This window comes from Pantoea sp. GW821-FHT03E06, from assembly GCF_059420725.1.
The window spans coordinates 3,998,553-4,011,567 of sequence record NZ_JBWKUG010000001.1 but is presented as its reverse complement, the minus strand read 5'-3'; the positions used below and the strand labels follow the sequence as shown (position 1 = coordinate 4,011,567).

11 protein-coding genes, 2 tRNA genes and 1 rRNA gene are annotated in these 13,015 nt (G+C 54.2%); 11 read left to right on the top strand and 3 right to left on the bottom strand.

What is annotated here, in order from left to right:
- Positions 1-176: 176 nt before the first annotated feature.
- The 3 genes from rrf (at position 177) to AC07WB_RS18735 (ending at position 555) form a co-directional block, all read left to right on the top strand.
- Positions 177-292, top strand: a 5S ribosomal RNA gene (gene rrf, locus AC07WB_RS18745).
- A 102-nt stretch (positions 293-394) separates the two neighbouring features.
- Positions 395-471 (top strand) — tRNA-Asp (locus AC07WB_RS18740).
- Between the two features lie 8 nt (positions 472-479).
- Positions 480-555: transfer RNA gene (locus AC07WB_RS18735), tRNA-Trp, on the top strand.
- A 105-nt stretch (positions 556-660) separates the two neighbouring features.
- On the opposite strand, the gene hdfR is transcribed toward AC07WB_RS18735, so the two are convergent.
- Positions 661-1,482 (bottom strand): HTH-type transcriptional regulator HdfR, encoded by an 822-nt coding sequence (gene hdfR, locus AC07WB_RS18730; protein ID WP_494940995.1) that lies wholly within the window; start codon positions 1,480-1,482, stop codon positions 661-663.
- 121 nt (positions 1,483-1,603) lie between these two features.
- On the opposite strand from hdfR, the gene AC07WB_RS18725 reads away from it, so the two are divergent.
- Positions 1,604-1,942 carry a MaoP family protein gene (locus AC07WB_RS18725; protein ID WP_007888811.1) on the top strand — a complete coding sequence of 113 codons (339 nt, stop codon included), beginning with the start codon at positions 1,604-1,606 and terminating at the stop codon, positions 1,940-1,942.
- Between the two features lie 29 nt (positions 1,943-1,971).
- On the opposite strand, the gene AC07WB_RS18720 is transcribed toward AC07WB_RS18725, so the two are convergent.
- A complete protein-coding gene (locus tag AC07WB_RS18720) occupies positions 1,972-3,492 on the bottom strand; it encodes a YifB family Mg chelatase-like AAA ATPase (RefSeq protein WP_345827792.1) in 1,521 nt (506 codons plus the stop codon).
- A gap of 328 nt (positions 3,493-3,820) precedes the next feature.
- On the opposite strand from AC07WB_RS18720, the gene ilvL reads away from it, so the two are divergent.
- The 6 genes from ilvL (at position 3,821) to ilvA (ending at position 10,382) form a co-directional block, all read left to right on the top strand.
- Positions 3,821-3,919, top strand: coding sequence for an ilv operon leader peptide (ilvL, locus tag AC07WB_RS18715; protein WP_071531048.1), 99 nt, complete (start codon positions 3,821-3,823; stop codon positions 3,917-3,919).
- A 149-nt stretch (positions 3,920-4,068) separates the two neighbouring features.
- Positions 4,069-5,715 carry an acetolactate synthase 2 catalytic subunit gene (ilvG, locus tag AC07WB_RS18710; RefSeq protein ID WP_097095672.1) on the top strand — a complete coding sequence of 549 codons (1,647 nt, stop codon included), beginning with the start codon at positions 4,069-4,071 and terminating at the stop codon, positions 5,713-5,715.
- A complete protein-coding gene (gene ilvM, locus AC07WB_RS18705) occupies positions 5,712-5,969 on the top strand; it encodes an acetolactate synthase 2 small subunit (protein WP_097095673.1) in 258 nt (85 codons plus the stop codon). Before ilvG ends, ilvM begins: the two co-directional genes overlap by 4 nt.
- Before the next feature lie 19 nt (positions 5,970-5,988).
- Positions 5,989-6,918: a branched-chain amino acid transaminase gene (locus AC07WB_RS18700; protein WP_097095674.1), complete on the top strand. Its 930-nt coding sequence runs from the start codon at positions 5,989-5,991 to the stop codon at positions 6,916-6,918.
- A gap of 62 nt (positions 6,919-6,980) precedes the next feature.
- Complete coding sequence (gene ilvD / locus AC07WB_RS18695) at positions 6,981-8,831, top strand: dihydroxy-acid dehydratase (RefSeq protein WP_097095675.1); 1,851 nt, start codon at positions 6,981-6,983, stop codon at positions 8,829-8,831.
- Positions 8,832-8,834: 3 nt separating this feature from the next.
- The gene (gene ilvA / locus AC07WB_RS18690; RefSeq protein ID WP_097095676.1) at positions 8,835-10,382 is read left to right on the top strand and encodes a threonine ammonia-lyase, biosynthetic; all 1,548 of its coding nucleotides are present in this window, start codon (positions 8,835-8,837) and stop codon (positions 10,380-10,382) included.
- Here the strand turns inward: ilvA and ilvY are convergent, their stop codons facing one another.
- Positions 10,383-11,264: an HTH-type transcriptional activator IlvY gene (ilvY, locus tag AC07WB_RS18685; protein WP_007888824.1), complete on the bottom strand. Its 882-nt coding sequence runs from the start codon at positions 11,262-11,264 to the stop codon at positions 10,383-10,385. It abuts the gene before it with no gap.
- Between the two features lie 161 nt (positions 11,265-11,425).
- Between ilvY and ilvC the strand changes: the two genes are divergently transcribed.
- The gene (gene ilvC, locus AC07WB_RS18680) at positions 11,426-12,901 is read left to right on the top strand and encodes a ketol-acid reductoisomerase (RefSeq protein WP_097095677.1); all 1,476 of its coding nucleotides are present in this window, start codon (positions 11,426-11,428) and stop codon (positions 12,899-12,901) included.
- The last annotated feature ends 114 nt before the right edge of the window (positions 12,902-13,015 follow it).

Here is a 13,015-nt window from a genome sequence, read left to right as displayed (position 1 = left end):
ACCGGATAAAGAATTCAGTTTTGTCCTGCGGAGTTAAGTCCGAAGGATTTTGCGCTGAAGCAAGGCGGCAAACGAGACGCTACGAGGGAGCATACGAGGGTATGTGACGGAGTAGCGCGAGAGCGGCCAACGCAGCAGCAGCGTAAAAGACACAGGACAGAACGAAACAGAATTTGCCTGGCGGCTTTAGCGCGGTGGTCCCACCTGACCCCATGCCGAACTCAGAAGTGAAACGCCGTAGCGCCGATGGTAGTGTGGGGTCTCCCCATGCGAGAGTAGGGAACTGCCAGGCATCAATTTAAGACCCGTTAACGGGTCGTGACCTTCCCGGTGACGCGGAAAGGGCGAAACACCTGAAATCAGAACGATTTTCTGATATCAGTACAGAATCGGTGGAGCGGTAGTTCAGTTGGTTAGAATACCTGCCTGTCACGCAGGGGGTCGCGGGTTCGAGCCCCGTCCGTTCCGCCACCCTAATTAGGGGCGTAGTTCAATTGGTAGAGCACCGGTCTCCAAAACCGGGTGTTGGGGGTTCGAGTCCCTCCGCCCCTGCCAGAAAATAATCCTTTGCTTCGGCAAAGGATTTTTTTTGTCCAAAATTTAGCAGTGAAAAGAGTTTGAGTTTCACTGTGATCCACTCAAACTTGCTCATTTACTCTATTAGTGTGTCAGTACCGGATATTTAAGTAACTGGCGAATGTGAGTTTGTTGATCGCTATTCTGCAGCCACACCGCATATAAAGGTCGCACAGCGACAGGTGTATCTGGAATAACCATCAAATCACTATAAATCCCGTGCCAGAAATCAGGTAAAAATGCACAGGCACCGGTGGTATGCAGTAATTCACGCGTCACATGCGCTGATGTAGTGGTTAATACGGGCACATCATCACTGGATAGATAACTTTCATGCTGATGGAAATCTGCTCCCCATTCCAGTTTAATGTAATCATACTTTTCACGCTTCTCCGTTTTGCGCGCGCGGAATAATGCGAGCGAGATATGACCAATCTGCTGACTGGTTAACTCGTCCATTTTTGGTGCTTCAGTGGTAATCAACAGATCCAGTTGGCGTTCATGTAATTGCTTAACCAGCAGGTGTCGCTGGGCAATTCTTGCCTCAAGATGAAGACTTTCTCTATTCTCATAAAGCGTTTGTAACCAAGGAGTTAAGTAGGCTTCCCAAAGGGATGCGCTACCTCCTATAGAAAGCTCATGGTGCTGTTGGGTATGTGAAACTTCCTTCTTGGCCATCAACCAGGTACTCATCAAGCTTTCGGCATAGGGTAATAAACGCTCGCCTGCTGAGGTCAACCGGATGTTATTACGATGGCGAGTAAAGAGGTTAACACCCAGTTGATTCTCCAACTGACGAATGCGGAAACTAACGGCTGATTGCGTGAGGTAGAGCGCTTCAGCAGCACGCCCGAAATGGCGCGTTCTGCTCACTTCGAGGAAAGTTTTCAGTAATTCCGTATCCACACCATTCTCCCAAAAATTGTTTGTCGTACTGATTTAAATGTTTTGTTTTACACTCTGTCAAGCCTATCTAATACTCCGCGCCATAAATAGCACGGCCATATGAGAGTCAGGAGCGTGTAAAATGGCGGATAGCTTCGCAACAACAAATCGTTTCTTTGATAACAAACATTACCCACGTGGTTTTTCGCGCCATGGTGATTTCACCATTAAAGAAGCCCAGCTTCTGGAGCGCCACGGTTACGCCTTCAATGAATTGGATCTCGCAAAGCGTGAACCCACTACAGAAGAAGAGCGTTCTTTTTTAGAAGTATGTCGTGGTCTTCGTGAGCCGCAAACGGAAGCTGAGCGTGTATGGTCAAAATACACTGCGCGTATCAAGCGTCCTAAGCGTTTCCACACGCTGTCTGGTGGTAAGCCACAGATGGATACGGTGGAAGATTTCAGCGATAGTGATGATTAAAAAAACGGGGCTTATATAAGCCCCGTTTTTTATTCCAGGCTCTTGTGCAAATAGATCATTAAACGGTCAATACTACGATATCCCACCGCTTCCTGCAGATGGCTCCGCGTAATCTGTTCTTCACCCGCTAAGTCAGCAATTGTTCTCGCCACTTTTAAAATCCGCTGCCAGGCGCGTACTGAAAGTCCTAACGAATTCAGCACCCCTTCCAGCCATTCAGCTTCCTCCTGCCTCAGCGAACACCAACGTAAAATCTCAGGGTTTGAAAGTTGTGCGTTTATTTTGCCACTGCGCGCCGTCTGAATCTTACGGGCAGCTATAACACGGCTTAGCACTTCAGCACTGCTTTCGCTAACTTGCTGTTTCTTACTCAGGGTACCGCTGGGCAGGAGCGGTACTTCCAGCGACAAATCAAAGCGGTCAAGAAAAGGTCCTGATAGACGGCTGAGGTAACGTAAAACCTGTTGGGGCGTACAACGATTGTGGTTGCCCTGATAATGGCCCGTGGGGCTAGGATTCATGGCTCCCACTAATTGAAAGCGCGCAGGATAGGTCACTTTGGCGCGGGTGCGCGAAATAGAAATCTCGCCCGATTCTATTGGCTCACGCAATGCATCCAGCGTTTTGCGTTCAAACTCCGGTAACTCATCCAGGAATAACACGCCATTGTGCGCCAAAGAGATTTCACCCGGGCGCGGCAATGAACCGCCCCCTACCAGTGCGTACAGAGAAGCACTGTGGTGAGGGGCCCTGAACGGCCGTTTACGCCATTGATGATGCAGGTTGCCACTACTTACCAGGCTGGCAATAGCGGCGCACTCCAGTGCTTCCTGGTCGTCTAACGGGGGCATGATGCCGGGCAGACGTGTCGCTAACATGGTTTTTCCCGTACCGGGCGGACCAATCAGTAATAGGTTATGGCCACCTGCAGCTGTAATTTCCAGCGCACGCCGGCCCTGATCCTGGCCAATGATATCGCTAAGGTCCTGCGTTTGCTGATCAAGGGCTTCAGGATGATAGCGGGCAACGGTGAGCGTCGTTTTGTTATGAAGAAAGGCGCAGATATCCACCAGATGATTGCCCACCAAGGTTTCACCTTGCTGAATCAAACCAACATCCTGTTGATTCTGCTCAGCGAGTACCATTTGTCGTCCTGCTTGCAGCGCCGCCATTGCTGCCGGAATGGCGGCCTGAACGCCACAGAGCGCGCCGTTGAGGGCTAGCTCTCCCAGGAATTCATATTGCGTCAGTTTATCGTCTGGTAGCTGCTCAGAGGCTGCCAGAATCGCAATAGCAATGGGTAGGTCATAACGCCCCCCTTCTTTAGGCAGATCGGCAGGGGCAAGATTAATGGTGACGCGTTTGGCCGGGAAAGTGAAACCGCTAGTGATGATCGCACTGCGAACCCGTTCTCGTGCCTCTTTCACAGTGGTTTCGGGCAAACCGACTAATGTCAGGGCAGGCAAGCCATTACTGATATGCACTTCTACCGTGACGAGCGGAGCCTGAACCCCTAACGCAGCCCGTGTTAAAACCTTTGATAAAGACATAGCCGCTCCTTGTTGTCCTTATCATCGGTGCCTGTGTTGAGTCACTCAAATCCCTGATCTCTGATTTCGGAGGAAGATTCCGCATAATCCCTCATGATTGCGACTCTTTCAGTGAAATTCAGATCCCGTTCCCAATGGTCGAAAAAAAGTTGCCCTCCGGACGTAATGAAAATTCATCACTTATGTAAATAACCTTTTACATACAATGTGATAACGAACCGCCGCCAATGTCATTATAAAAAAATCCAATGAAAATTATTGTCAAGAGCCAGATAACTATGGTAACTCTGTAGGTATTACTTCGAACAATCGAAAAAACGAATAACACATGAAAGCCCTTCTACAAGTGATTAGCCTAGTCGTGATTAGCGTGGTGGTGATTATTATCCCACCGTGCGGGGCATCGCTTGGAGAAAGAAAGGCTTAAAAATCAAGTCTGGAATTCCAAAAACCCCCGCACCGAAAGGTCCGGGGGTTTTTTTTTAACCAGACAAAATATTAGCGAATCAGCGAGGAACAGATTATGAGCAGTAGCATAAAATTCTGTTGTTCCCCAAGGAACACAGGAGAATAACCATGACAGGTGCACAGTGGGTAGTTCAGGCTTTACGCGCGCAGGGTGTTGATACAGTGTTTGGTTATCCTGGCGGCGCAATCATGCCAGTGTACGATGCGCTCTACGATGGCGGCGTGGAACACCTATTGTGCCGTCATGAGCAAGGTGCGGTGATGGCGGCAATTGGTTATGCCCGTGCAACCGGCAAAACTGGCGTATGCATCGCTACTTCGGGTCCGGGCGCCACCAACCTGATTACCGGCCTGGCGGATGCGATGATGGATTCCATCCCGGTTGTGGCGATCACTGGTCAGGTCTCTTCCGCTTTTATCGGCACCGACGCCTTCCAGGAAATCGATGTACTCGGTTTGTCGTTAGCCTGCACCAAGCACAGTTTCCTCGTTGAATCGCTTGATGATTTACCTTCCGTGATGGCCGAAGCCTTCGCTATTGCACAGTCCGGCCGCCCTGGTCCGGTACTGGTTGATATCCCGAAAGACATCCAAATTGCCCATGGCGAACTGACGCCGCACCTGCTGCCGGTGGAAGAAGAAGTGAGCTATTCGGCGCAGCATATCGCGGAAGCGCGTGCCTTAATGGCACAGTCGCACAAACCGATGCTGTATATCGGCGGCGGCGTGGGCATGGCGCAAGCCGTTCCCGCACTGCGCGCCATGGCACAGGAAACCGGTATTCCGATGGTTTCCACCTTGAAAGGTCTCGGTAGTGCGGATGCCAGCAGCGATCTCTATCTCGGCATGCTGGGCATGCACGGTACCAAAGCCGCTAACCTCGCGGTGCAATCCTGCGATTTGCTGATTGCAGTGGGCGCACGTTTTGACGACCGCGTCACTGGCAAGCTGGATACCTTCGCGCCGCATGCCAGCGTCATCCATATCGATATCGATCCTGCCGAACTGAACAAACTGCGCCGTGCGCACGTCTCTTTGCAGGGTGACATGAATCAGGTGCTGCCTGCGCTGAGCATGCCGCTGCAGATTGATGGCTGGCGCGCGGAAGTGAGCGCGATGAAAACTGAATTCGACTGGCGCTACGATCATCCAGGCGAAGCGATTTACGCGCCGCTGCTGCTGAAGCAGTTATCCGATCGCAAAGCGGATAGCGCGGTGGTGACCACTGACGTTGGTCAGCATCAGATGTGGGCCGCTCAGCACATGAGTTTCACCGCACCAGAAAACTTCATCACCTCCAGCGGCCTCGGCACCATGGGCTTTGGCCTGCCAGCGGCGATCGGTGCGCAAGTGGCGCGTCCTGAAGATACGGTGATCTGCGTATCTGGCGATGGCTCGATCATGATGAATATTCAGGAGTTGGGCACCATCAAGCGCGGCAAACTACCCGTAAAAATCCTGCTGTTGGATAACCAACGTCTGGGCATGGTGCGCCAGTGGCAGCAACTGTTTTTTGATGGACGCTATAGCGAAACCATTCTTACCGACAATCCCGATTTCCTCACGCTGGCCAGCGCCTTTGATATTCCAGGCCAGCGCATTAGCCGTAAAGATCAGGTCGACGCCGCCCTCGATGCTCTGCTGAACAGTGAAGGTCCTTACTTCCTGCATGTTTCGATAGATGAGCATGAAAACGTCTGGCCATTGGTACCACCGGGTGCCAGCAACGCAAACATGATGGAGAAAACCGCATGAACCAGCATCAATTGTCTATCGAAGCTCGCTTTCGCCCTGAAATATTGGAGCGCATTTTGCGTGTCGTGCGTCACCGTGGATTCCAGGTGTGTGCGATGAACATGGCCTCCGCGGTCAATGTCGAGAACATTAATATCGAAATGACCGTTGCCAGCCAACGCTCTGTCGATTTACTGTCTTCGCAGTTAAGCAAACTTATGGATGTCGCTTGCGTCGAGATCCAACAACAGACAACACAACAAATCCGCGCTTAGTCGCCAAAGGAAAAAAGCAATGAGTACAAAGAAAGCAGACTTTATTTGGTTCAATGGAGAGATGGTTAAGTGGGAAGACGCCAAGGTCAGCGTAATGTCTCACGCACTGCATTACGGTACTTCTGTGTTTGAAGGCGTACGTTGCTACGACTCACACAAAGGCCCAGTGGTGTTCCGTCATCGTGAACACATGAAGCGTCTGCATGAATCCGCCAAAATTTACCGTTTCCCGATCAAAGCCAGCGTAGATGAACTGATGGAAGCGTGCCGCGAAGTGATCCGCGTGAACAAACTGAAAAGCGCTTATATCCGTCCGCTGGCCTTTGTGGGTGACGTGGGCCTGGGTGTAAACCCGCCAGATGGCTACACCACCGACGTAATCATCGCCGCCTTCCCATGGGGTGCTTACCTGGGCGCTGAAGCGCTGGAAAACGGCATCGATGCGATGGTTTCTTCGTGGAACCGCGTGGCACCAAACACCTTGCCGACCGCTGCGAAAGCCGGTGGTAACTATCTCTCCTCTCTGCTGGTGGGTAGCGAAGCACGCCGTCACGGCTATCAGGAAGGTATCGCCCTCGACACCAACGGCTATATTTCAGAAGGCGCTGGCGAAAACTTGTTCGAAGTGAAAGATGGCGTTCTGTTCACGCCACCGTTCACCTCTTCGGCGCTGCCAGGCATCACCCGTGACGCCATCATCAAGCTGGCGCAAGACATGGGGATCGAAGTGCGTGAGCAGGTTCTGTCGCGTGAATCGCTGTATCTGGCAGACGAAGTCTTCATGTCAGGTACTGCAGCGGAGATCACCCCGGTGCGCAGCGTCGATGGTATTCAGGTTGGCGAAGGTAAACGTGGTCCGGTCACCGGTCGTATCCAGAAGGCCTTCTTTGGCCTGTTCACTGGCGAGACGGAAGACAAGTGGGGCTGGTTGGATCCGGTTAACGCATAACGAGATTTTTTGCGGGCGTCAGATGGCGCCCGCAACCTTATTATTACTGGAGTAAATAGAGCATGCCTAAGTACCGTTCCGCCACCACCACCCATGGACGCAACATGGCCGGTGCCCGTGCCTTGTGGCGCGCGACTGGAATGACCGACGACGATTTCGGTAAGCCGATTATCGCCGTGGTTAACTCATTCACCCAATTCGTACCGGGCCACGTGCACCTGCGCGACCTTGGCAAATTGGTTGCTGAAGAAATCGAAGCAGCAGGCGGTGTAGCCAAAGAGTTCAACACCATTGCGGTGGATGATGGTATCGCCATGGGTCATGGCGGCATGCTGTATTCACTGCCTTCACGTGAGCTGATTGCCGATTCAGTGGAGTACATGGTTAACGCGCACTGCGCCGACGCCATGGTGTGTATCTCCAACTGCGATAAAATCACCCCGGGCATGCTGATGGCCGCACTGCGCCTCAACATTCCGGTGATCTTTGTTTCTGGCGGCCCGATGGAAGCCGGTAAAACCAAGCTGTCCGATCAAATCATCAAGCTGGATCTGGTGGACGCGATGATTCAGGGTGCCAACCCGAACGTCAGCGATGCCGACAGCGATCAGATTGAACGTTCTGCCTGTCCAACCTGCGGCTCCTGTTCTGGGATGTTCACCGCCAACTCCATGAACTGCCTGACCGAAGCGCTGGGCTTGTCGCAGCCAGGTAACGGTTCACTGCTGGCAACACACGCCGATCGTAAAGAGTTGTTCATCAATGCCGGTAAGCGCATCGTGAGTCTGACCAAACGCTATTACGAGCAGGATGACGTCAACATGCTGCCGCGCAACATCGCCACCAAGGCGGCGTTTGAGAATGCGATGACGCTGGATATTGCCATGGGTGGTTCCACTAACACCGTTCTGCACCTGCTGGCTGCGGCGCAGGAAGGCGAGATCGATTTTAATATCTCCGATATTGACCGTCTGTCGCGCAAGGTGCCGCAGCTGTGCAAAGTGGCACCAAGTACGCCGAAATATCACATGGAAGATGTGCACCGTGCGGGTGGCGTTATCGGCATTCTCGGTGAGTTAGATCGCGCCGGCTTAATCGACTCCAGCGCGCGCAACATTCTGCAGCAAAGCATGCGTGAAACCATCGATCAGTACGACATCATGCTGACCAACGATCAGGCCGTGAAGGATATGTTCCGCGCCGGTCCTGCCGGTATTCGTACCACCAAGGCGTTCTCGCAGAATTGCCGTTGGGACACGCTGGATGACGATCGTAGCGAAGGCTGCATCCGTACGCGCGAACACGCTTACTCACAGGATGGGGGGCTGGCGGTACTTTACGGCAACCTGGCAGAAGATGGCTGTATCGTAAAAACCGCGGGCGTTGATAAAGAAATCCTCACCTTCAAAGGCCCAGCCAAAGTGTACGAAAGCCAGGACGATGCGGTAGAAGCCATCCTTGGCGGCAAAGTGGTTGCCGGTGACGTGGTGGTTATCCGCTACGAAGGACCGAAAGGTGGCCCGGGCATGCAGGAAATGCTTTATCCCACCACCTATCTGAAATCGATGGGCCTCGGCAAAAGCTGCGCGCTGATCACCGACGGTCGCTTCTCGGGCGGCACCTCCGGTCTTTCGATTGGTCACGCCTCTCCGGAAGCGGCGAGCGGCGGCACCATCGCGCTGGTGAAAGATGGCGACATGATTGAAATCGATATCCCGAACCGTGGCATAAAGCTGGCGGTGGCGGATAACGAACTGCACGCCCGTCGTGAAGAAGAGCAGGCACGTGGCGAAGCGGCCTACACGCCGCACGGCCGCGTGCGTGAAGTCTCCTTCGCCCTGCGCGCTTATGCATCCCTCGCGACCAGCGCTGACAAAGGCGCGGTGCGCGATAAGTCCAAGCTGGGAGGCTAACCGATGGCTGAGTCTCAACCGCTACCCGCGTCGCCCAACGGCGCGGAATATTTGCGCGCCGTGCTGCGTTCACCGGTGTATGAAATCGCCCAGGTAACGCCGCTGCAGAAAATGGAAAAAATATCATCGCGTCTTGGCAACACCATTTTGGTGAAGCGTGAAGATCGCCAGCCGGTGCACAGCTTCAAGCTGCGCGGGGCGTACGCGATGATAGCCGGGCTGAATGAAGAGCAAAAAGCACGCGGCGTGGTGACGGCTTCGGCCGGTAACCATGCGCAGGGCGTGGCGCTCTCGGCCAGCACGCTTGGCATCAAATCACTGATTGTGATGCCGTTGGCCACGGCAGACATCAAGGTTGATGCAGTGCGCGCATTTGGCGGTGAGGCTTATCTGTTTGGGGCCAACTTCGACGAGGCAAAAGCCAAAGCGATCGAGCTGTCAGAACAGCAGGGTTACACCTTCGTGCCGCCGTTTGACCATCCTGCGGTCATCGCCGGACAGGGCACGCTGGCGATGGAGCTGTTGCAACAGGATGCGCATCTCGATCGCGTCTTCGTACCGGTGGGCGGCGGTGGTCTGGCAGCGGGGGTTGCGGTGCTGATCAAACAGCTAATGCCGCAGATCAAAGTGATTGCCGTGGAGTCGGAAGATTCAGCCTGCCTGAAAGCAGCGCTGGATGCCGGCGAGCCGGTAGATTTGCCGCGCGTCGGCTTGTTTGCTGAAGGCGTGGCGGTCAAACGCATTGGTGATGAGACCTTCCGTCTGTGTCGTGAGTATCTCGACGACATCATCACGGTGGATAGCGATGCGATATGTGCGGCGGTAAAAGATCTGTTCGAAGATGTGCGCGCGGTAGCGGAACCTTCAGGTGCGCTGGCGCTGGCGGGTATGAAGAAGTACATCCAGCAGCATGACATCAAAGGCGAGCGTCTGGCGCACGTGTTGTCAGGTGCCAACGTCAACTTCCACGGCTTGCGTTACGTTTCGGAGCGTTGCGAACTGGGGGAACAGCGTGAAGCACTGCTGGCGGTGACGATTCCAGAGCAGCAGGGCAGTTTCCTCAAGTTCTGCCAAACCATCGGCGGCCGCTCAATCACCGAGTTCAACTATCGCTATGCGGATGCGGATAACGCCTGCATTTTCGTCGGCGTGCGCTTAACGCGTGGGCTGGAGGAGCGCAGTGAAATCATCAACCAGCTGAACGAAGCCGGTTATCACGTGGTGGACCTGTCGGATGATGAGATGGCAAAGCTGCACGTGCGCTACATGGTGGGCGGCCGTCCATCGAAGCCGCTGCGTGAACGCCTGTTTAGCTTTGAGTTCCCGGAAGCACCGGGCGCGCTGCTGAAGTTCCTGCAGACGCTGGGCGCACACTGGAATATCTCGCTGTTCCACTATCGCAGCCACGGCACCGATTACGGTCGCGTGCTGGCGGCGTTTGAAGCTAACGAGCAGGAGCCGGATTTCGAAACTCATCTCACCGCGTTGGGTTACGAATGGCACGACGAAGCGAACAACCCGGCGTTTCGTTTCTTCCTCGCCGGGCAGTAATTACAGCTGGTGCCAGAACGCATTGATAAGCGGCTCCCCGAGCCGCTTTTTTTGTACGCACACGCCAAGCTCCAGCGGCGCAACAGATTCCACATTCTCCAGCGTTAACACGCGATTGCGCACCGGTTCCGGACTGTTTTCCAGCACCACATCCGGCAGCAGCGCAATGCCACAGCCCAGCGCCACCATCGAGACAATCGCCTCGTGTCCCGAAACCGTGGCGTAAATCTGCGGATTGGGGATGCGCTGGCGGCGGAACCACAAATCAATGCCGCGGCGCGCAGGCCCTTGTTCCGGCAGGATAAACGGAATTTGCGCCCAATCCGGCTCATCCTGCGTTGCCTGGCTGCGCACCGGACAAGGCAGCGCCGGGGCGATCAGCACCAGCGGGATCAGGCCCAGTGGCGTAAAATCTATACTGGCAGGCAGCGATTCAGGTCGGCCGGCAATGGCGAGATCGGCGTCACCGGACTGCACCATCTCAATCGCATCGGCGGCATCACCGGTGGTGAGCTTGATCTCCACCTGCGGATGTTCGGCACGGAAGCGGTCGAGAATCGGTGGCAGATGACTGTAAGCGGCCGTCACCGAGCAAAACAGGCGCAGTTCGCCGCTGAGTGACGGACCGTTGAGATCCATCACATGGCGCAGCTGCTGGTATTGCAGCAACGTCTGCTGCGCAAACTGGCGCAGACGCTCACCGGCTTCGGTCAGCGTAACGGTACGATTATCACGCAGAAATAGCGCGTGGCCGACATCCTCTTCCAGGCGCTGAATCTGGCGCGAAAGGGTGGATGGGCTGACGTGCATGGCGCGCGCAGTACGTCCGAAATGGCAGCTTTCCGCCAAATGAAGAAACAGTTTCAGGTCTCGTAAATCCATGCGCTTGTCGCCTCAACGTTATGTTGCAATTTCTGCAATGTGACCTTGCTAATATATCAATTTAAGCAATAGATTTCCTGTCATATGATGGGGTCATTCGCGGCGTAATAGACAACGCTGTTCCTGAACAAAAACAAACACAACATCTAACCGGAGTACCCATGGCTAATTACTTCAACACATTGAATCTGCGCAACCAGTTAGCGCAGCTGGGCAAGTGTCGCTTTATGGCGCGCGATGAATTCGCCGATGGCGCAAGCTTCCTGAAAGGCAAAAAAGTGGTCATCGTTGGCTGTGGTGCTCAGGGTCTGAACCAGGGTCTGAACATGCGTGATTCTGGTCTGGATGTGGCGTATGCCCTGCGTGCTGAAGCGATTGCTGAGAAGCGTGCTTCTTTCCGTAAAGCCACCGATAACGGCTTCAAAGTCGGCACCTACGAAGAACTGATCCCGCAAGCCGATCTGGTGGTTAACCTGACGCCGGACAAACAGCACTCCGCCGTCGTTCAGGCTGTTCAGCCGCTGATGAAAGATGGCGCGGCGCTGGGTTACTCACACGGTTTCAATATCGTTGAAGTGGGCGAAACCATTCGTAAAGACATCACCGTCGTGATGGTGGCGCCGAAATGCCCGGGTACCGAAGTGCGTGAAGAGTACAAGCGTGGTTTCGGTGTGCCGACGCTGATCGCGGTTCACCCGGAAAACGATCCGAAAGGTGAAGGCATGGCGATTGCTAAAGCCTGGGCCGCAGCCACCGGCGGCGACCGTGCGGGCGTGCTGGAGTCTTCCTTCGTTGCGGAAGTGAAATCTGACCTGATGGGCGAGCAGACCATCCTGTGCGGTATGCTGCAGGCCGGTTCTCTGCTGTGCTTCGACAAGCTGGTGGCGGAAGGTCACGACGCGGCTTACACCGAAAAACTGATTCAGTTCGGCTGGGAAACCATCACCGAATCTCTGAAGTTCGGCGGCATCACGTTGATGATGGATCGTCTGTCTAACCCGGCGAAAATCCGCGCTTATGCGCTGTCTGAGCAGCTGAAAACCATCATGGCGCCGCTGTTCCAGAAGCACATGGATGACATCATCTCTGGCGAATTCTCTTCTGGCATGATGGCTGACTGGGCTAACGACGATAAAAATCTGCTGACCTGGCGTGAAGAGACCGGTGCTACCGCGTTCGAAAATGCACCGCAGTTTGAAGGCAAAATCGAAGAGCAGGAGTACTACGACAAAGGCGTAGTGATGGTTGCGATGGTGAAAGCGGGCGTTGAGCTGGCGTTCGAAACCATGGTTGACGCAGGCATCATCGAAGAGTCGGCTTACTACGAATCACTGCACGAGCTGCCGCTGATTGCCAATACCATCGCCCGTAAGCGCCTGTATGAAATGAACGTGGTTATCTCAGATACCGCAGAATACGGTAACTACCTGTTCTCCTTCGCAGCCGTTCCGCTGCTGAAAGAGTTCATGACCACGCTGCAGCCAGGCGATTTGGGTAAAGCGGTTGAAGGCACTCAGGTTGATAACGCGCAGCTGCGTGACGTCAACGAAGCGGTGCGTCAGCACCCAATCGAATCGGTAGGCCGCAAGCTGCGTGGCTACATGACCGATATGAAACGTATCGCCGTCGCGGGCTAAGCCACGCACGACACCGTTTTCAGCACAAAGAAACCCCGGCTTGCCGGGGTTTTTTATTATGTGGGATTCGATCGGTTCAGCATGAATGCTGACTATACAACATCGTAGGGTCGC

Coding starts and splice junctions, on each gene's coding strand:
- ilvC (WP_097095677.1), top strand. CDS start 11,426: ATGGCTAATTACTTCAACACATTGAATCTGCGCAACCAGTTAGCGCAG.
- AC07WB_RS18725 (WP_007888811.1), top strand. CDS start 1,604: ATGGCGGATAGCTTCGCAACAACAAATCGTTTCTTTGATAACAAACAT.
- ilvG (WP_097095672.1), top strand. CDS start 4,069: ATGACAGGTGCACAGTGGGTAGTTCAGGCTTTACGCGCGCAGGGTGTT.
- AC07WB_RS18720 (WP_345827792.1), bottom strand. CDS start 3,492: ATGTCTTTATCAAAGGTTTTAACACGGGCTGCGTTAGGGGTTCAGGCT.
- ilvM (WP_097095673.1), top strand. CDS start 5,712: ATGAACCAGCATCAATTGTCTATCGAAGCTCGCTTTCGCCCTGAAATA.
- ilvD (WP_097095675.1), top strand. CDS start 6,981: ATGCCTAAGTACCGTTCCGCCACCACCACCCATGGACGCAACATGGCC.
- ilvY (WP_007888824.1), bottom strand. CDS start 11,264: ATGGATTTACGAGACCTGAAACTGTTTCTTCATTTGGCGGAAAGCTGC.
- ilvA (WP_097095676.1), top strand. CDS start 8,835: ATGGCTGAGTCTCAACCGCTACCCGCGTCGCCCAACGGCGCGGAATAT.
- ilvL (WP_071531048.1), top strand. CDS start 3,821: ATGAAAGCCCTTCTACAAGTGATTAGCCTAGTCGTGATTAGCGTGGTG.
- AC07WB_RS18700 (WP_097095674.1), top strand. CDS start 5,989: ATGAGTACAAAGAAAGCAGACTTTATTTGGTTCAATGGAGAGATGGTT.